We start from the raw sequence: 19,712 nt of genomic DNA on the forward strand, positions 1-19,712 counted from the left end.
CTTTAGTTACTGCCGCCGCTGGTTCGGGTGTAGTTGTAGCCAACCCCGATCGACTTGGTGAATGGGATCAGTTGGTTCAGGTAGGTATCCACGCCCTGGATGCGCTCGCCCACGTTGGATTTGGGCACGAACACCACATCGCCGCGCTGCAGGGGCACTTGTTTGCGCCCGTTGGGCCCGGTCTTGAGGTATTGGCTGAAGTCCAGGAAGTAGGCGCGATAAGTGCCCTGGTTATCCTCGCGCAACAGCGCAACCATGCTGGCGTTGCCTGCCGGGTTGACCCCGCCGGCGCCGACAATGGCTTGCTCCAGGGTGTTGGCCGAGGCGATCGGCACCGTGGTCGGGTTGTTCACCGCGCCGCCGACGATGATCGAATTGCCCGGCGCCTGGTTGATGTTCACCGTCACCCGCGGCTCGCGATACACCGGCGCGAGCTTGTTGCTCAGCTCGTTCGCCACTTCGCCCGGCGTGCGTCGGGCCACCTGGATCGGGCCCAGGAACGGGTAGTTGATTTTGCCGTCGGTTTGCACCGTGTACAGCGTCAGCTCATAGATCGTGCTGACGTTGAACGCCGACAGTGTCGGCATTTCCCCGGCATCGCGCACGATGCGCAACTGGTCGCCGATGCGGATGCGTTCCACCGCCGGCGGCAGTTGAGCCAGTTGGTCGAGGGCACGCTTGCCGTCCTCGACGGTCTTGCCGTCAGGCGCGACGATGCGTGCGGGTGTATTGCAGGCGGCCAGGGCCATCATGGCCAGGACGAGCAGGGTTCGTTTCATCAAATAGGACTTCCTGTAGGTCATGATGCTCACCTCCAATAACCGGGGAACATGCTGATGCGCCGCTTGAGGGCGAGGGGTAGCCGACGTTCCTGATGGCCCAGCCGATAGCCGAGCAACTTGAACGCGCTGCGCACCAGTACTTCGGGTACGCGGTGCAATGCACCGGCTGCGCGCAACGCCGCGAGTTCAGCCAGTACATAGCGTTTACCTTCACCGCCGGCATCGCCAAAGGCCTGGCGTATCCACGGTTCGCGACCGTAGAACACGCCAATGTCGAAGTAGCGGTGAAACTCATCCATGAGTCGGTAATCGTGGGAGTGGTACACCTGCGCGGAGGCGGCGTAGCGCACGGTGTAGCCTTCGATCAGCATGCGTGCCGCGACGTAGGCGTCTTCGCTGCCGATGACATCGGCGGGAAAGCCCCCCACAGCGTGCAAGGCGCTGCGCCGGTACGCGGAAAACGAGTCGGAGCTGAAGCAGGTCTTGATCCCCAGTTCCGGGGCATCGGCCAGGCGCTTGCTACGGCTCTGGGCCGGGTAATTGAAGTGTCGCGACTGCGCGCCCAGCACGCCGGCATCCGGGTGCGGCAACTGGCGCCCATAGGCCACACCGTTGAGCGGATCCTGCTGCAGTTCAGCGAGCAAGTTGGCGAAGGTTTCGGGGGTGGCGGGAATGGCGTCCTGGGTCATCACGATCAGGGCATCGCCGCTCACCTGCTCACTGGCCCAGCGCCGCGTGCCGCCGTGGTTGAAGGTGCGGGCATCGATCACCTCGACCCGCGCGCCATAGTCGCGAAAGCGCGCCACGGTGTCATCGCTGGACGCGCTGTCGACCACCAGCATCTCGTCCGGTTGCAGGGTTTGCATCTTCAGCGCTGGCAGCAACCGCGCCAGGTGGCTGGAGGCATTGCGGGTCGGAATGATCAGTGAGGTGCGCATGTCACGTCTTCACTTCGGCGGGCGCACGCCCATAGATGTCATCGAAACGCACGATATCGTCTTCGCCCAGGTACTCGCCGCTTTGCACCTCGATCATCACCAGGTCGATGATGCCGGGGTTGGTCAGGCGGTGTTTGTGCCCGGCCGGTATATAAGTGGATTCGTTGGCGTTGATCAAAAATTCGCGCTCGCCATTGGTGATCTGCGCTGCGCCGCTGACCACCACCCAGTGTTCGCTGCGGTGATGGTGCATCTGTAGCGACAGCGACGCCTGGGGCTTGACCACGATGCGCTTGATCTTGAAGCGGCTGCTTTCCTCCAGCACGGTGTAGGTGCCCCACGGCCGGGTGACGGTGCGGTGCAGGCTGAAGGCCGGATGGTTCTGGCGCTTGAGTTCGGCCACGATGTAGCGCACGTCCTGGCTGCGGTGGGCGTCGGCGATCAGCAGGGCGTCGGGGGTGTCGACGATGATCAGGTCACGCACGCCGACCGCACCGAGTACGCGCTTGGGCGAGTCGATGTAACAGTTGTGCACGTCATGCAAAATCGCTTCGCCATTGACCTGGTTGCCCTGGGCATCGCTGGGGGTGAGCTGGCGCAGGGCTTCCCAGGAACCGATATCGCTCCAGCCGATGTCGCACGGCACCACCGCCACTTGCGTGGACTTTTCCATCAGCGCCACGTCGATGGAAATGTCCGGCGCGCTGCCGAAGGCGTCACTGTCCAGCTCGCGTTGGCGCGAGGTTTTGTTTTGCAGGTGCTGGCTGTGTTCGAGGGCGGCACGTGCCGCGATCAGCACGTCGGGCGCGTGGGTGTTAAGTTCGTCCACCAAGGTGCTGGCCTTGAAGCAGAACATCCCGGCATTCCACAAGTGTTTGCCGCCGTCGAGGTAGGCCTGGGCGGTGGCCAGGTCGGGCTTTTCGACAAAGCGTTTGACGCGGTTGCCCAGCCGCAGCGCTTCGCCTTTTTCGATATAGCCAAAACCGGTCTCCGGGTGGTCGGGTTGAATGCCGAAGGTCACCAGGTAGCCGGCTTCGGCCAGGTCGCGGGCCTGGGCGACGGCGTCGGCGAATGCGCTTTCATTGAGCACCAGATGGTCGGCGGGCATCACCAGCAGTTGCGCGTCGCCACCGAAATGTTCCTGCACATGCAGCGCCGCCACGGCAATCGCCGCCGCAGTGTTGCGCCCGAAGGGTTCGAGCAGCAGGTCCAGGGGCAGGTGGGCCTTGTTGACCCCGCGGTAGTCGTCCAGGGTGCGAAACAGCAGGTCGCGGTTGGTCACCGTGAGCACGCTTTCCACGCCGGGCAGGCGCGCGGCGCGCTGGAAGGTTTTCTGCAGCAGGCTCTGGCCGTCGCGCATGCGCATGAACGGCTTGGGCATGTTCTGCCGCGATACCGGCCACAAGCGCGTGCCCGAACCACCGGAAATGATGCAGGGAATTAATCCGTTGAGGGTATTCATCAATAGACTTCCTTGGTGGAAAGGACGGCCGGGACCGTCATGAAAACGATGTACAAGTCAAACCACACCGACCATTTGGAGATGTACTCCAGGTCGTACTCGACGCGTTTCTGGATTTTGTACAGGGTGTCGGTTTCGCCCCGGTAGCCGTTGATTTGCGCCCAACCGGTGATGCCGGGCTTGACCCGGTGCCGTGAGCTGTATTCGCTGACTGCCACTTCGAATGGAACGCCCGCCGCCTTGGTTGCCGTGGCGTGGGGGCGTGGGCCGACCATCGACATGTTGCCCTGCAGTACGTTGAACAACTGCGGCAGTTCGTCGATGCTGGTTTTGCGGATGATGCGCCCGACGCGGGTAATGCGCGGGTCCTCGCGGGTGGTCTGGCGTTCGGCGGTGAAGTCGCTCTGGTCGGTGAACATCGAACGGAACTTGAACACGCGGATTTCATTATCGTTGTAGCCATAGCGGTTCTGGCGAAACAGCACCGGCCCCTTGGAATCGAGCTTGATCGCAATGGCTGTCAACAGCATCACCGGCGACAGCACCACCAGGGTGAGGCTGGCCAGCAGCAGGTCTTCGCAGCGTTTGATAAAGGGCGACCAGCCGCGCAGCGGCAACTGCGAGGTGTTGAACATGAGGATGCCGCCCACATCGGTGATGCGGCTGTGACCGTAACGCAGGGCGGCCATGTCCGGCACCAGCATCACGTTCACCGACATCTGGCGCAGGCGATTGACCAACCCATGGATACGCTGCTCGGCGGCCCACGGCAGGCAGATCATCACTTGGTTGACCTGCTCGGCGCGGATCAGCTTTTCCAGGTCGCGGGTATTGCCCAGCAGAGGCAGGTTGCTCAGTTCCTTGGGGATGCGTTCGGTGCGGTCGTCGATGAAGCCAATGAGACCGGAGCGGATATCGCCATTGCGTTGCAGGTGGTCGGCGACATGCACGGCGGTGTCGGTGAAGCCCAGGATCACCGTACGTTGCAGGAATTTGCCCTTGCGCATCAGGTTGCGGTACAGGCGCAGCATCACCAGGCGCTCCAGGCAGAACAGCCCCAGGCTGGCGAAGTACCACGCCACCAGATTGCGCGGGTTCAATTGCGGGAACACCTGCAGGATCTGGTACATGAACAGCAGGATGCAGAACGCCGACGACCAGGCCACGATGTTGGCGCGCAGGCGCAGGCGGTTGCTGAACAGCTCTTCGGAATAGATGCCCAGGGCCTGGAACAGAATAACCGTCAGCACCGCGAAAAACAGCAGCAGCCCCAGGAAGTGCGAGCGCATCTCGGGCGCCATCGGGTCGAGGAAAATCGCCAGGACCAGCGGTGGCAAGATGGCGGTCAGCCCATGGACCAACTTGACAAAAACAACAAAAAACTCAACAAAGCCGGCCCGGGTCAGAAACAAACTGACAACTGATGACTTCTCGCGCATACAAACATCCCTCATTGCACACCAGGTTCGCTTTGCGACCGACCCATCGAGCAGGCAGCGCGCTACATCTGGTTAAAACGCAACCATTCATCCAAGTGAAACCATCCAAATGAAGGAAGTTTTGCGGGGCTAGTGGCTAAAGGAGTTCCCTTTTGCGGCTTAGTCAATAAGTTGACCATGAAACGAAGTTGGCATTATAGACACGTTAATTTGAGTTATGTGTGCCATTTTGTTGACGTTCCTTGTTCTGTCACCCGGTGCTGGGATGTGATTTGGAGTGTAGGAACAAATGTCAGATTTTTCCTGTTTGGCAGGAAAAGCTTTTGAGGGGTGGTGGGAAGGGGGGACGCCGAGCGGCTAAATGCTTGAAGCAGGGACGCACTCACAGATCGTAAGATCATCCCCACGCAGAGCGTGGGAATGATCATCTACGGGATTACATTCAACCCAATCGCGCAGCCGCCCGTGCGGTGATCTCTCCACGCACCTTGCGCGATTGCGCCGTACGCTTGCTGGCTTCCTCCACCACATGCTCCGGCGCTGTCTCTGGCCGGCCCGCATCGAAGGGCGGCGCCGGTGCATATTCGATTTGCAACTGCACCAGTTGCGCCGCCGCTTCGCTATACAACTCCGCCGCCAGGGTCAACGCAAAGTCGATACCCGCCGTGATACCGCCGCCGGTAAACAGGTTGCCGTCGCGCACCACGCGCGCTTGCACCGGGATCGCGCCCAACGGCGCGAGCAGGTCGTGGTAGGCCCAGTGTGTGGTGGCCTTGCGACCGCGCAGCAAACCCGCCGCGCCCAACACCAGCGAACCGGTGCACACCGAGGTCATGTAGCGCACGGTTTGCGCCTGGGCCTTGAGAAAGTCCAACGTGGCCGGGTCCTCCATCAACGCGCCGACACCGGCACCGCCGGGCACGCACAGCACATCCAGGTTCGGGCAGTCGGCATAGGTGATGGTCGGCGTGAATACCAGGCCGGTGCTGGAGGTGACCGGCGCCAGGTCTTGCCACACCAGGTGCAGCTTCACGTCCGGCAGCGAACCGAGCACGTCATAGGGGCCGGTAAGGTCCAGTTGCTGGATGCCGGGAAATAGCAGGAAACCGATGTGCAAGGTCATGAGTGAAGCTCCAATAAAAGGGGTGGACGGCTCCACTGTAGGGGCCTAGGCTTTGGCGCATACGCCATTGAGCCCACAGATCACGCCAACCATGCCCAGAATCATTCATGTCCTCGCTTTCGATAATGCCCAAGTGCTCGACGTCACCGGGCCGCTGCAAGTGTTCGCTTCGGCCAATGACCTGGCCCGCCAGCGCGGGTTGCCCTTGCCCTATGCGGTGAATGTGATCGCTGACCAGGCCAGACCGGTAATGACGTCTGCCGGCCTGGCGCTGGTGGCCGACCCGCTGCCCGTCGCGGAGCAGCCGTGCGACACGCTGGTGATCGCTGGCGGCTGGGGCGTATACGGCGCCGCCGAAGACCCGACGCTGGTGCGCTGGGTGCGGGAAAAATCGCGGCACACCCGGCGCATGGCCTCGGTGTGTACCGGCGCTTTTCTGCTGGCCGCCAGTGGCCTGCTCGACGGTTGCCGCGTGGCCACCCACTGGACGCGCTGTGAAGAGCTGGCGCGCAAGTTTCCGGCATTGACGGTGGAGTCCAATCCGATCTTTATCCAGCAAGGCGCGCTGTGGACCTCGGCCGGTGTGACCGCTGGTATCGACCTGTGCCTGGCCCTGGTGGAGGAGGATCTGGGACGCGCCGTCGCCCTGGAAGTGGCGCGGCATCTGGTGGTATTTCTCAAGCGTCCCGGCGGGCAGTCGCAATTCAGCGTGACCTTGTCCCTGCAAAAGAGCGACAGCCGCTTTGCTGAATTACACGCCTGGATCGCCGAGAACCTCACGCTGGATCTGAGTATTTCCACCCTGGCCGCCCAGGCAGGGATGAGCGAGCGCAGCTTCGTGCGCCACTACCGTGCCGAAACCGGCCAGACCCCGGCGCGGGCCGTGGAGCTGATACGGGTCGAAAGCGCACGCCGGCAATTGGCAGACAGCACAGCCCCGATCAAGCGCATCGCCGTGCACTGCGGGTTTGGTTGTGAAGAAACCTTGCGCCGCAGTTTCCTGCGGGCCCTGTCGGTGACGCCCCAGGCCTACCGCGAACGGTTTTCACCGGCCTAGCAATTCCAGCAGCGCTGCGAGGGTGGCCTGCGGCGCTTCCTGAGGAATATTATGGCCTACGCCAGGCAACACCTGCCGCCGATAAAAAGCGCTGAAACGCTCGACATCGTCGTCCTCTTCCGGTGGCGGCCCTACACCGTCTTCGGCCCCGCACAGCGAAATGCTCGGCACGCAAATCGGTGGTTGCAGCGCCAATGCCTGCTCGATAAATTCCAGCGCGGGATCCCCCGAGGCATACCTGAAGCGATGGCGGTAGGAGTGGATCACCACCTCGACAAAATCCGGGTTATCGAACGACGGCGCGGTTTGCCCATACAGCTGCGGCCCGCGCGCCCAGGTCGGTGACCACAGCGACCACAACAGCTCGCACAGCTCCCGACGATTGGCGGTCAGGCCATCCACGCCGCGCTGGGTGTGAAAGTAATACTGGTACCACAAGCGGTGTTCGGTCGCAGGTGCTCGCGGCTTGAGGGACTGGGCGATGTCCTGGATGTTGTAGCCATCTGCCGTCACCAGCCCGCGCACCCGTTCCGGCCACAGCGCCGCAACGATACACGCGGCGCGCCCACCCCAGTCATAACCGGCCAGTGTGGCGCAGGGGATCGACAGCGCATCCATGAAGTCCAGCAAGTCCTTGCCCAGCGCGGCCTGCTGACCGGAACGCATGACCTGCTCGTTGATAAACCGCGTCGGGCCATAACCGCGCAGGTAGGGCACCAGCACGCGATAGCCGCGCTCGGCCAGGACCGGCGCGATTTCATCGTACGCGCGGGGGTCATAGGGGAAGCCGTGCAGCAGGATCACCGGCGCACCCTCGACCGGGCCGTGGGTTTCGTAGGCGATATCGAGCATGGAGGTGCGCACGTAGAGCAGGGGGGCGAGGGCGGTCATCGTCGACTCCTGAGTGTTGCTGAGACATTGGCTGACATCAAGGCTGCCACACCGTTTTCGAACCGCTGAGCTTACGGTCCAGAAACGTCGCCGCACTGATCAACGCCAAATGGCTCAGGGCCTGGGGCGTGTTGCCCAGGTGCCGGGCCTGGCTGTCGAACTCTTCGGCATACAGCCCCAACGGGTTGGCGTAGCGCAGCAGTTGTTCGAACTCCAGGTGGGCCTTCTCCACTTGGCCGGCGCGGGCCAGGCATTCGACGTACCAGAACGAACACGCGGTAAACGCGCCTTCGGTGCCTGACAGCCCATCGATGCGGCTGTCGTCGTTGCGGTAACGGTAGACCATGCCGTCGCGTACCAGGCTTTTTTCGATGGCCTCCAGTGTCGACAGCCAGCGCGGGTCAGTGGCGGCAACGAAACGCACCAGCGGCATCAGCAGCATTGAGCCGTCGAGGGCGGTGCTGCCGATGTGCTGCACAAAATGCCCGCGTTCTTCGTTCCAGAAGTTGCTCCAGATGTCGGCATAGATGGCCTGGCGGGTCTGGTCCCAGCGCGCGAACGGCGCCGGTAGCGAACGCTTGGAGGCCAGGCGGATGGCGCGGTCCAGGGCGACCCAGCACATCAGGCGCGAGTGCAGGAAGTGATGCTGCTCACCGCGCATCTCCCAGATGCCGACGTCTTCGTGGTCCCAGATTTCGCAGACCTGGTCGACCACCTCCACGGTATGTTTCCAGCCTTCGTGGGAAATGGCTTCGCCGTATTTATTGACGAGGTAGACCGCGTCCATCAGTTCGCCGTAGATATCCAGCTGAACCTGGCTGAACGCTTCGTTGCCCACGCGCATCGGCTGGGCGCCACCATGGCCGCTCAAATGCTCCAGTGTGGTCTCGGGCAGTTCCTGGCGGCCGTCGATGCCGTACAGGATGTTGATCTTGGTGGGCTGGCCGCAGCACTCGCTGACCCGACCTTTGAGCCAGCGCATGTAGGCATTGGCTTCCTCGACAAAACCCAGGCGCATGAACGCGTAGACGGTAAACGAGGCGTCGCGGATCCAGGTGTAGCGGTAGTCCCAGTTGCGTTCGCCGCCAGGGCTTTCCGGCAGGCCGAAGGTGGCGGCGGCGATGATTGCGCCCTGTTTGCGTGAGGTCAGCAGCTTCAGTGCCAAGGCCGAGCGGTTGACCGTTTCGCGCCAGCGCCCGCGGTAGTTCGATTGGCCGATCCAGCTGCGCCAGAACTTCAAGGTGCGTTGCAGGTAGAGGTCAGTACAGGCATTGGTCACCCGTGGGTCGTCCTGGCCGCCGAGGACGAATTCGGCGCCTTCGTCCTGGGCCAGGGTGAAGCGCGCCAGTGCCGCATCTTCGTCCAGCGTGAGCGGGTGGCTGCTGACCAGGCGCAGCCCAGGCTGACCGTCCGCGCTGAACAACACGCCGGCATCGCAGGCTTTGGCGTGGGTCTTGGCGCGGGCGTAGTCATGGCGCACGGCGCAGCGCAGGTGGAAGGTCGCCCTGCCGCTGACCACCCGCACGCGGCGTATCAATAGTGGCAGATCGTCGACCTCTTCGCTGACGGCCAGCAAATCGGTGATTTCCACTACCGCCGTATCGCTGAGCCAGCGGGTTTGCAACACATTGGTGTCGGGCAGGTAGATCTGCTCGCGGCGTGCATTGGGCAGGTCTGGCGTGAGCTGGAACGTGCCCGCTTCAGGGGTATCGAGCAACGCGCAGAAAATCGACGGGCTGTCGAATTCCGGCCAGCAGAAAAAATCGATGCTGCCCTGGTCGTTCACCAGCGCCGCGCTGCGCATGTCGCCGATGATGCCGTGAGCATGAATGGGGCTTTGTGGCTCGTTCTTCAGATCAACCATTGCCACGAAACTCCGGATAAAGGCTCATGCCGCCATCGATGAACAGCGTGCTACCGACCACATAGTCGGACGCGTCGCTGGCCAGCCATACCACGGCGTTCGCCACGTCTTGCACATCGCCGACCCGGCCATAGGGAATCAACTTGAGCAGCTCTTTTTCCGCGGCGCCTTCGGTGGCCGCGCGGTTGATCGCGGTACGGATCGCCCCCGGTGCAATCCCGTTGATCCGAATGCGCTGCTCGCTGACTTCCTGGGCGAGGGTGCGCATCAGCATCTCCACACCGCCCTTGGACGCTGCGTAATTGGCATGCCCGGCCCAGGGAATCAACTGGTGCACCGAGCTCATGTGGATGATCTTGCCGGCAGCGCGGGACACGCCCTCGCGCACGCCTTGACGGTTGAAAATACGCACGGCGGCGCGGGCGCAGAGAAACTGGCCGGTGAGGTTGACGCCGATCACGGTGTTCCAGTCGTCGAGGCTCATGTCCACCAGACTGGCGTCTTTTTGCAGGCCGGAATTGGCGACGAGGATATCCAGGTGACCGAAGGCATCGAGGCTCTGGGCGAACAGGCGTTCAACGTCGGCCTCCTTCGACACATCGCCACCGATGGCAATCGCCCGCCCGCCGTTGGCGTTGATCTGCGCGGCGAGGGCTTGGGCCGGTGCCGCCTGGGAATTATAGTTAAGCACCACGGCCGCTCCGGCTTCGGCCAGCGCCTTGGCGGCACCCGCGCCGATGCCGGAGCTGGCACCGGTGACCAGGGCCACTTGTTGTTCCAACGAGAGCTGCATGAACTGCCCACCTTTGATTTGTGAGTTCAGTCAGCTGACTGGCAGGGCAGCGTACAAGTTCATCGCTTATTTCAGCGACCGCCAGCAATTGCCCTGCTTAATAGGAAGCATTATTATTCACGCCCCGCCTTCCCAGTGCACCCGCGATGATCCCGCAGCCGCCCCGCAGAACAGGCTTTTTCGAGCACTACGAAGAGTTGATCGGAACCTGGACGCGCCGCCTGAGAAACCGTCAGCAGGCCGAAGACCTGGCCCATGACACCTTTGTGCGGGTGCTTGAGTCCAAACCCTGCGAGGTTGAACAGCCGCGAGCCTATTTGCACCAGACAGCGCGCAATATCGCGGTTGACGCTTACCGCCGCGAGGACCGTCGTGAGGCCATGACGCTGCACGCCGTTGACCAGCGTTCGCCCCACAGCGGTGACCCTGAGCACTACATGCACGCGATCCAGTTGGCGGACTCGATCGAGCGGGCCCTGGCCGAGTTGCCGCTCAACTGCCGCAGGATCTTTGTCTGGCAGAAGATCGAGGGCCTTACCCAGCAGGAAATCGCCGAGCGCCTGGGACTGTCTAAAAACATGGTGGAAAAGTATATGATCCGCACCCTGCGGCACTTGCGCGACCGCCTGGACGCGCTGGCACCATGAGCCGTTTTGAAACAGGACCTTCCACCATGGATACCCGTGCCCGCGATGAGGCCGCGCAATGGTTCGTGCGCCTGCAGGATGGCGAGCTGAGTGCGCAAGAGAGCCAGCGTTTTGAAGCCTGGTGCGCACAGCGGCCTGAACATCAATATGAATTGGATGTGCTGCAAGGTCTGTGGGGCGCCGCGGACTTGCTGCCCAAGGCTCGGCTGCAGGCCCTCGGCGATGCGTCGATCGAGCGCCCTGTGCGCCGCGCCGTGCTGCGCTATGCGCTGGCTGCCAGTGTGGTCGCCGTTGCACTGGGTCTGGGATTGTTCCTTACGCTCAACCCGGAAAAATCGTACAACGCTGAGTTCGCTACGCGCCTGGGCGAGCATCGCCAGGTGGTTTTGCCCGATGGCTCGTTGATCGACCTCAATAGCCGCAGCGTGGTGACGGTGCACTACGAACATGGCCAGCGCGGTGTTGAGCTCAAGCAGGGCGAGGCGATGTTCAGTGTCGAGCATGATCCCAGCCGCCCCTTCGTGGTGATGGCCGGTGCAGGGCATGTGACGGTTACCGGTACGCGCTTCGATGTACGCCGGGACGACGAGCAGACCCGCGTCGCGGTCGAGGCCGGTACGGTGAAGGTGCAGGGGCGCGTGTCGGATCAAGTGGTGACACTGACTGCCGGGCGTGGCACCCATGTCGATAGCCAGGGCCAGGTGGCGGCGGCTTACGCGGTGAACCCGGCGGAACTGACGGCCTGGCGCAGCGGCAAGTTGATATTCAACAACGCCACATTGAGTGACGTGGCGCGGGAAGTGTCGCGCTACCGCGAACAGCCGCTGAGGGTCAGCACGGCATCGGTGGGTAACCTGCGCCTGACCAGCGTGTTCAAGACCGGTGATACCGACGCTCTGCTCAAGGCCCTGCCGCAGATCCTGCCGGTGGCCGTGCAGACGCTACCGGATGGCAGCCAAGAAATTATTTCACGCTGAGATTCAGGTTTTTTTCGAGTTCTTCGTCTTCTTCTGCAACTGCGACTGGTTTGTATTAACAGCCGACACCCTTGCGATCACAGGACCCGGTTCGACGTGAAAAAACTCGCCATCGATAACGATAAAATTTCCCGCTGGGCACCCCTGGCCCTGGTCATTGCGGTCAGCACCGCACTGCCTGCCGCCTATGCTGGCGAAGGCATTCATATTCGCGCCCAACCCCTGGGCGCAGCGCTGAGCCAACTGGGGCAGCAAACGTCCCTGCAGGTATTCTTCAGCCCCGATATGGTCGCGGGCAAGCAAGCGCCCTCGGTGGACGGCGACCTCGCGCCCGAGCAAGCCCTGCGCCAATTGCTGCAGGGCAGCGGGCTCGATTATCAGATCGACGCCGGCTCTGTGACCCTGCGCCCGGTGAGCAACGGCACCGGGGAGGCTGGCTCGCCCCTCGAACTGGGGGTGACCGATATCAAGGTCGTCGGCGACTGGCTCGGCGATGCCAATGCCGAAGTGGTGCAGAACCATCCTGGCGCGCGTACCGTGATCCGCCGCGAAGCCATGGTCGAGCAGGGCGCGATGAATGTGGGTGACGTGTTGCGCCGTGTTCCCGGCGTGCAGGTGCAGGAAGCCAACGGCACCGGTGGCAGCGATATTTCCCTCAACGTCGGTGTACGCGGCCTGACGTCGCGCCTGTCACCACGCTCCACCGTGCTGATTGATGGCGTACCGGCCGCGTTCGCCCCGTACGGCCAGCCACAACTGTCGATGGCGCCGATTTCCGCCGGTAACCTGGAGAGCATCGACGTCGTACGCGGTGCGGGTTCGGTGCGTTATGGGCCGCAAAACGTTGGCGGTGTGATCAACTTCGTGACCCGTGCAATCCCGCAAACATTTTCCGGTGACGTCGGCACCACGCTGCAGACGTCCGCCCACGGCGGCTGGAAGCACGTCGAGAACGCCTTTATCGGTGGCACCGCCGACAACGGCATCGGCGCCGCGCTGCTGTATTCCGGGGTCAATGGCAACGGTTATCGCAACAGCAACAATTCCAATGACATTGACGACGTCATCTTCAAGACTCACTGGGCACCGACCGATCAAGATGACTTCTCGCTGAACTTCCACTACTACGACGCCAGCGCCGACATGCCCGGCGGCCTTACACAGCAACAGTTCGACGCCAACCCCTACCAGTCGGTGCGCGACTGGGACAATTTCAGCGGCCGCCGCAAGGACGTGTCCTTCAAGTACATTCGGCAGATCGACGACCGTACCCAGGCCGAAGTGCTGACGTACTACTCCGACAGTTTCCGTGGCAGCAACATCGCCAATCGTGACCTGAAAACCCTCAGTTCCTACCCGCGCACCTATTACACCTTCGGCATCGAGCCACGGGTGTCCCATGTGTTCGACATCGGCCCGAGCACTCAGGAAGTCAGCGTGGGTTATCGCTATCTGAAGGAAGGCATGCACGAACAGGCCACCAGCCTGAACTTGGTCAATAACGTGCCGACGCCGGGCGGGCAGAGCGATGGTCACGTCTATCAGGACCGCACGGGTGGTACCGAGGCCAACGCGTTCTACATCGATAACAAGATCGATATCGGAAAGTGGACCATCACCCCGGGCATCCGCTTCGAAGATATCCGCACCGAATGGCATGATCGCCCGGTCGTGGGCCTCAATGGCAAGCGCACCGAGGAAAAACGCCGCGAGATCCATAACAACGAACCGCTGCCGGCCCTGAGCGTGATGTACCACCTGTCCGATGCGTGGAAGTTGTTCGCCAATTACGAAACCTCGTTCGGTAGCCTGCAGTATTTCCAGCTGGGGCAGGGCGGCACCGGCAACCAGACCGCCAACGGCCTGAATCCGGAAAAAGCCAAGACCTACGAGATTGGCACACGCTACAACGACAGCGTCTGGGGCGGCGAAGTGACGTTGTTCTACATCGACTTCTCGGATGAACTGCAGTATGTCAGCAACGACGTGGGCTGGACTAACCTCGGCGCCACCAAACACGCGGGTCTCGAGGCGTCGGCCCACTACGACCTGTCCTACCTCGACCCACGCCTGGACGGCCTCACCGCCAACGCCGGTTTCACCTACACCAAAGCCACCTCTGAAGGCGATGTGCCCTTCAAGGGCCGCGACCTGCCCCTGTATTCGCGCGAAGTGGCGACCCTGGGCCTGCGCTACGACGTCAATCGCTGGACCCATAACCTGGATGTCTACGCCCAGTCCGGCCAGCGTGCGCCGGGTACTGGCACTACTTACCTCACACAAGGAACCGCCGATGGCCAGTTCGGTGATATCCCAGGTTATGTGTCGGTCAACGTGCGCAGTGGCTATGACTTCGGTGCGCAATTGTCGAATCTCAAACTGGGCGTTGGCGTGAAAAACCTTTTCGACCAACAGCATTACACCCGCTCCAGCGACAACAATGCCGGGTTGTATCTGGGCGAACCGCATACCTTCTTCGTACAGGCCAGCGTCGGGTTCTGACCGTGCGTTGATTCAAGCGATCGCCGCTCATCCTGTCCTGGGTGAGTGGCGATTTGCGTTGTGTCGTGGGCGGGGAAAATTTCGCGGTTTGTTCTTCATCCCTCAAGGCTTCGTTCCTACCCGTATGCGGGTGTTTTCAACACGTCGAGGAACCTATTGCCTGTGCTCTGCCACACAGCAAGGGCCTGCTGGTGCAGAAGATCCACCCGTTGTTGACGCGTCTGCGCCAGCAAGGCATCGCCCTAAATCAGAACTGGAGCACCCCATGTCGGTATCCGCATCCAATCAAGCGTTCGCCTCATCAACTGACAACCTGCCGCAGACCCGCGCAGACGCACCAGCCAGCCCGGTGGTCAAGGCTGCGGGCGCGGCGGGCCCGAGTTTCGAGCAGTCGGCGAGTCAGTCCGGCCCGGTTTTCGACAGCGCAGCGCAGTCTTCGAAACCAGGCTTCAATCCAGGCCCGCCCTTACGTCCCAACCCGACACTTTCAGGCCCGCCTCCACGGCCCAATCCAACGCTGCCGGATCCTTATTACGGCAAGCAAAGCAACGAGCTGTTGGCTCAGGGGCTGTTGAATAAATACAACGTGTTCAAACCCTGGTACGCACCAACCGTCACGCCCGAACATATAAATAATATGGCAGGTCGACCCTTGACCGGGTATCCGGAGAGGGACGCGAACATCAGGCTGGCCAGGGAACTGCTCAAACGCCCGGGGCTGATGCAAGCCCTCGATCGAAATGACGGGACGGGTGCTTTGGATCAGTCCCTGTCCAAAGAAGACATCAGCAAATTCATCCTTTCGTCGAACCCACTCAAGCTTCAGGACGACAGGCAACTTGCTCAGAATGTCTTGAATCACTTCAGCGCATTGAAAGGGCCGAGGTGGAGCGCCGATAGAAACGCTATCGACGTCAACACTTTCGCAAAGTATGCGTCGCGTCCGCTTTATGGTCATGGGCCAACCGACAGCATTACCCTGCTATCGCGAGAAATCATGGCGCGCTCGGAGTTGAAGGGCTCGATGGATAATGTCTTCGGGTTTCTGCGCGATGGCAAGATCACCCGGGAAGACCTGTATCGGCTCCTGCGCTAAGACCTGGCCCAATGCGTTGCATCGGTGGGTAGACATTCGGCCAGGAAACCGCTCCTCGGTGATGCTGGAACCATTTACAAGTATTTACCACGAAGAAAGCATCCATCGGTCTTACCCAATGGATGCCTTCGTCTACGGGAACAGGTAATGGCCTATGAATTCGACATCATTTGAACCTCGCCAGTCTCACTCCCAGTACGCTGTTGCAACCCTGCCTGCTTCGGCAACTACGCTACAAAGCCCGAGCCCCTCTCAAGCAAAGGGGCTCAACCTCACGTCGTCACCCAAGTTCAGTTTCAAGGCGCCTACGACTGAAGACTTCGATAGGGGCTCGCGCGCCATGGAGGACAGGCCGGCGCCTCGCTCAGCACTGTCATTGCTCGAAGCGCTGTGGGGCAAATTGTCACGCCGTCAATGAGGGCCAACCCATGGACCTCGCTGGGCTGGTTACAAACGTTCAAGGTTTACCAAGAGCAGGCTGACGGCTTGCCGGAACCATTATGTTTAGGTTGCCACATATCCGAGGCTTGTCTCGCGCTGACCGTCACAGCGCTCTTGAGGATAGGTCACTCGAGGTTCAGGTAATGCAACCTAAATAAGGTGGAAACGAACATGACTAACGGCATAAATACTTCGGGCTCTGGATTACCTCCCCTGCACAATTGGTCCGCCGGTGGGAGTCAGGCGCCTGCTACAGGCAGTGGGGGTTTCACGCGGCTCAGCGTGGTCGACAAGGCGATTGGCACTCAGCAGCCGCTCGGAACAACCTCCAGTTATGTCTCCAAAAACTTGATGGTCAACGGCGCCAGTCGGCATTTTGATGGGCAAGGTTTGTATGGCGGAATGTCGAAAGTGGGCAATCCGTATATCAGTTCCGATGATCACCTGCTGGCGACTGATCTGAGTAACAACTTTTCCATGCTGGATAAGTTCAAGAAAGATGGTCATCTGACGCAGAGCGGGCTGCAACAAATTGCCAACGAGGATGTACACACCAGCAACGTCTCCGAGCGCACCATCCTGTTGGCCAGGGAGATACTCAATCGTCCTCGGCTCAACGAAGCGATTCTGGTAGATGGCGGTAAAATCACGCCCGAAAGCCTGGCCAAGGCATCGGACCTGATCGTGGGTAATACCAATCCCAATACGCAAAGTGCCGACCCTTTCCATTCCAAAACCAATGCACAAGTCGTCCAAGCATTCAGGGGCATGTTTGATCAATTGCGCGACACATCCGAAGACTACAATTTCTTCTTCGAGAAGCACCGCTACGTCAAGACAGATACGCTGATCGAAATGAGTAAAGACCCTGACGAAACCGACAAGAACGGTAATGTTGTACGGGATCCGGCGACTGGGTTCCCCAAGAAGAAATACAGCGAGCAGCAGGTATACGTTGCCAAGAACATTGTTGAGCGACCAGGATTACTCGACTCCCTGGACAGCAATAAGGCTAACGGCACCAACATTTTCGGCAGCCACAACATTGATGGCTGGCTGAAGAACTACAGCATCGACCGATGGCTGGAAAACGACAAGAAAGAAAAGGGCGACTGAAGGCTTTGCAGGTGCATGAGCGGGCTGAATAATCGGGCCGCTCATACAGGCGTGCGTTTATACCCGCACGATTCTTCCGCTGATCGCCACCGCCGCCAGCAACCCACCGATCAGCAGGAACGCGGTCGCCACGCTGCTGCCATGGGCAATGAACCCGATCACGGCCGGCCCGGCCAATATGCCTGCATAGCCCAGGGTGGTAATGGCGGGCACGGCAATGTGTTCGGGCATTACGTTCTGTTTGCCCACGGCGGTATAGAGCACCGGGACGATATTGGAGCAGCCGGCGCCCACCAGCGCATACCCGAGCAGCGCCATCTCCCAGGCCGGGGACAGCGTGGCCAGAAACACACCGGCCGCTGCCAATGTGCCACCTGCCACGATCACCCGCGTAGCGCCCAAGCGCCGCACAATCACGTCACCGGTCAAACGTCCGGCGGTCATGGTCAGCGCAAATGCGGCATAGCCGAGGCCTGCATAAGCCTCGTCCAGCCCGCGCTCGGCACTGAGGAACACCGCGCTCCAGTCCAGTACTGCGCCTTCGGCGAGGAAAACGATGAAACACAAGCAGCCGATAAACAGCACCACGCCGTGGGGAATGGCAAACGCCGGTCCTGAACTTTCGCTGCCATAGGGCAGCAAGTGCGGCCCGGCCTTGAGCAGCGCCACTACCATGATGACGATCACCACCAGGGTTGCCTGCAGTGGCGACAAGCCCAGCGCCAGCAAACCGGAGACGCCGGCCGCACCGACGATGCCACCCAGGCTGAACAGGCCGTGAAAGCCCGACATCATGGTTTTGCCGCTGGCCCGTTCCACGATCACCGCTTGCAGATTGACCGTCGAGTCCACGGTCCCCAACCCCGCGCCAAACAGGAACAACCCGGCCATCAGCAGCGGAATCGAACTGACAGTGGCCAGCAGCGGCAATGCCAGACAGATCATGATCGTGCCTGCGCTCAATACGCGCCGGCAGCCAAAGCGCGACGCCAACACCCCTGCCACAGGCATGGCAAGGATCGAGCCTACCCCCAGGCACAACAGCAACAGGCCAAGTGTTCCCTCGTTGAGTTGCGCTCGCGCCTTGGCGTACGGCACCAGGGGGGCCCAGGCCGCGATGCCGAAGCCTGCGATGAAGAAAGCGATACGGGTCGACATTTGCTCCAGCCGCCCGGGAACCACGGGGGCAGAAGTGGGAATGGCAGTCATGAATAATCCTTGGTGTTGCGTTCAACGAACGATGTCCTGCGCGACATCCTTGCACATCAGGCCTCGTCGAGCGAGCCAGGTTCCCTCGGGATTTGCGGGCGGTGCGCGACGGAGTTTCCCAACTAAACGTTATCGCATGTATCGACGTGGGCGTTCTGTAATAGGCTGTTGCTCTATTTCTCAGGCAACCACGAGCAGACCGATGAAATTTCCCTGGCAGCTTGCAGCGTGACTCGGTTCTATGATGCCCGCGGCAATATCTATGGGGTGGTCAGCCCTGCACATTTGCGTCGCCGGGGGGTTGACCTGCCTGGCAGCGCCGACCTCGCCGCAAGTGAGCGCCAGGCCTGGACCGCATTGGCCATCGTCGCCGAATGTGGATGGGGGGCAGTGCCGCCGTCGGCCGACGCCAAGGCTCATCGATGCGACGGGTTGCTGGTGGGACCGTTCCAGGCAGCGCCGCCCTTTGATCTGCTGATCGTCAATACCGACGGCAGCCTCGCCGAGCGCAGTGGCAACGGGTTGACCATCTTTGCCCAGGCAATGACCGACCAGGGCCTTATGTCCGAGGGCTGCGAGTTGAGGGTGCATCACGATAAAGCGGATGCAGCCTCACCGCTGGCCACTCAGGTGGAGCCTGCGGTTTACCGGCAGGCCCGCGGCTTTTGGCTGACCTTGGGGCAACCGGTTTTCGGCCCTTCGGCGGCCGGTGCCGAAGGGATAGATCGCGTTCTGGCGCAGCAGGATGGGTTCAGTCACGTGGCCGCGCTGTCGGCCATAGACCCGCAATGGGGCCGCAGCCAGTTTGTGCGGGTGGGCAACCCCCATTGTGTGACGCTCGTCGAGCAGTTGGACGCGTTGCCGAACAATCAAACGATGCATCAACCCGCACTGTTTGAGCGATTGCAAGCGATTGCGTTTGCTCCGCCTCTGGGCAGTGGTCGCCCCTGTGTCGGCGGGGTGAATTTGCAATGGGCGGCACGTGCGTCAGGTAATCAGGTGATCGCGCGGGTGTTCGAGCGCGGTGAGGGGCCTACCGCGTCCTCGGGCACCAGCGCCAGTGCGGTGGCTTGCGCGGCATGGCGGGCAGGGTGGGTTGGCGCTGGAGAAGTGGCTGTGGTGATGCCGGCTGGCACAGCGCCAGTACGTTTGCGGGTTGAGGGCGAGACCTTATTGAGCGTCAGTCTTTTCGGGACTGCGCATTCATTGGAGTAAGCCATTGCCATTTAATGGGTGTCAGCTGTTTCCTTGGCAGGTAGTTCTCTTGGAAATTGATTGAGTAGGAACTTTCTTATTAATGATGATGTGTTTATTAAACGAATTTATTACTTTGTAATAGACAGTTCCATCCTCGCCGTAAGAATCTTCTCTTTTA

The 19,712-nt window shown here is 61.1% G+C and carries 16 protein-coding genes; 7 read left to right on the forward strand and 9 right to left on the reverse strand.

Features of this window, described 5'->3' with window-relative positions:
* Window positions 1-2 precede the first annotated feature (2 nt).
* The 5 genes from C4J94_RS09670 to inhA all read right to left on the reverse strand — a co-directional run bounded on the left by C4J94_RS09670 (window position 3) and on the right by inhA (window position 5,744).
* Window positions 3-779: a polysaccharide biosynthesis/export family protein gene (locus C4J94_RS09670; protein ID WP_124385938.1), complete on the reverse strand. Its 777-nt coding sequence runs from the start codon at window positions 777-779 to the stop codon at window positions 3-5.
* Between the two features lie 29 nt (window positions 780-808).
* Complete coding sequence (locus C4J94_RS09675; RefSeq protein ID WP_124385939.1) at window positions 809-1,720, reverse strand: glycosyltransferase family 2 protein; 912 nt, start codon at window positions 1,718-1,720, stop codon at window positions 809-811.
* Between the two features lies 1 nt (window position 1,721).
* On the reverse strand, window positions 1,722-3,182 hold the full coding sequence (locus C4J94_RS09680) for a mannose-1-phosphate guanylyltransferase/mannose-6-phosphate isomerase (protein WP_124385940.1): 1,461 nt from the start codon (window positions 3,180-3,182) through the stop codon (window positions 1,722-1,724).
* On the reverse strand, window positions 3,182-4,621 hold the full coding sequence (locus tag C4J94_RS09685) for an undecaprenyl-phosphate glucose phosphotransferase (RefSeq protein ID WP_124385941.1): 1,440 nt from the start codon (window positions 4,619-4,621) through the stop codon (window positions 3,182-3,184). The genes C4J94_RS09680 and C4J94_RS09685 overlap by 1 nt, the downstream gene beginning before the upstream one ends.
* Window positions 4,622-5,063: 442 nt before the next feature.
* Complete coding sequence (gene inhA, locus C4J94_RS09690) at window positions 5,064-5,744, reverse strand: isonitrile hydratase (protein WP_124385942.1); 681 nt, start codon at window positions 5,742-5,744, stop codon at window positions 5,064-5,066.
* Between the two features lie 91 nt (window positions 5,745-5,835).
* Between inhA and C4J94_RS09695 the strand changes: the two genes are divergently transcribed.
* Window positions 5,836-6,801, forward strand: coding sequence for a GlxA family transcriptional regulator (locus tag C4J94_RS09695; RefSeq protein WP_124385943.1), 966 nt, complete (start codon window positions 5,836-5,838; stop codon window positions 6,799-6,801).
* Here C4J94_RS09695 and C4J94_RS09700 read toward each other — a convergent pair.
* Genes C4J94_RS09700 through C4J94_RS09710 form a run of 3 tightly spaced genes read right to left on the reverse strand, consistent with a single transcriptional unit; the run spans window position 6,790 to window position 10,349 of the window.
* Entirely contained in the window at window positions 6,790-7,692 is a 903-nt protein-coding gene (locus C4J94_RS09700) for an alpha/beta fold hydrolase (protein WP_124385944.1), read from the reverse strand. The two genes, C4J94_RS09695 and C4J94_RS09700, sit on opposite strands and share 12 nt — an antisense overlap.
* 37 nt (window positions 7,693-7,729) lie before the next feature.
* The gene (locus C4J94_RS09705) at window positions 7,730-9,556 is read right to left on the reverse strand and encodes a glycoside hydrolase family 15 protein (RefSeq protein ID WP_124385945.1); all 1,827 of its coding nucleotides are present in this window, start codon (window positions 9,554-9,556) and stop codon (window positions 7,730-7,732) included.
* Window positions 9,549-10,349 (reverse strand): SDR family oxidoreductase, encoded by an 801-nt coding sequence (locus C4J94_RS09710; RefSeq protein WP_124385946.1) that lies wholly within the window; start codon window positions 10,347-10,349, stop codon window positions 9,549-9,551. Before C4J94_RS09710 ends, C4J94_RS09705 begins: the two co-directional genes overlap by 8 nt.
* Before the next feature lie 146 nt (window positions 10,350-10,495).
* On the opposite strand from C4J94_RS09710, the gene C4J94_RS09715 reads away from it, so the two are divergent.
* From C4J94_RS09715 to C4J94_RS09740, 5 genes are all read left to right on the forward strand, one after another.
* Entirely contained in the window at window positions 10,496-10,996 is a 501-nt protein-coding gene (locus C4J94_RS09715; protein WP_124385947.1) for a sigma-70 family RNA polymerase sigma factor, read from the forward strand.
* Window positions 10,997-11,022: 26 nt separating this feature from the next.
* Window positions 11,023-11,973, forward strand: a complete 951-nt coding sequence (locus C4J94_RS09720) for a FecR family protein (RefSeq protein ID WP_124385948.1) — start codon at window positions 11,023-11,025, stop codon at window positions 11,971-11,973.
* A 96-nt stretch (window positions 11,974-12,069) separates the two neighbouring features.
* Window positions 12,070-14,475, forward strand: coding sequence for a TonB-dependent receptor (locus C4J94_RS09725; protein ID WP_124385949.1), 2,406 nt, complete (start codon window positions 12,070-12,072; stop codon window positions 14,473-14,475).
* A 265-nt stretch (window positions 14,476-14,740) separates the two neighbouring features.
* Window positions 14,741-15,571 carry a hypothetical protein gene (locus tag C4J94_RS09730; protein WP_124385950.1) on the forward strand — a complete coding sequence of 277 codons (831 nt, stop codon included), beginning with the start codon at window positions 14,741-14,743 and terminating at the stop codon, window positions 15,569-15,571.
* Between the two features lie 612 nt (window positions 15,572-16,183).
* Window positions 16,184-17,128: a hypothetical protein gene (locus tag C4J94_RS09740; RefSeq protein WP_256657669.1), complete on the forward strand. Its 945-nt coding sequence runs from the start codon at window positions 16,184-16,186 to the stop codon at window positions 17,126-17,128.
* Between the two features lie 57 nt (window positions 17,129-17,185).
* On the opposite strand, the gene C4J94_RS09745 is transcribed toward C4J94_RS09740, so the two are convergent.
* On the reverse strand, window positions 17,186-18,337 hold the full coding sequence (locus tag C4J94_RS09745; protein WP_124385952.1) for an MFS transporter: 1,152 nt from the start codon (window positions 18,335-18,337) through the stop codon (window positions 17,186-17,188).
* Between the two features lie 228 nt (window positions 18,338-18,565).
* Between C4J94_RS09745 and C4J94_RS09750 the strand changes: the two genes are divergently transcribed.
* On the forward strand, window positions 18,566-19,552 hold the full coding sequence (locus C4J94_RS09750; protein ID WP_124385953.1) for a diaminopimelate epimerase: 987 nt from the start codon (window positions 18,566-18,568) through the stop codon (window positions 19,550-19,552).
* Window positions 19,553-19,712: the final 160 nt, after the last annotated feature.

This window comes from Pseudomonas sp. R5-89-07, assembly GCF_003851685.1.
Lineage (GTDB): Bacteria > Pseudomonadota > Gammaproteobacteria > Pseudomonadales > Pseudomonadaceae > Aquipseudomonas.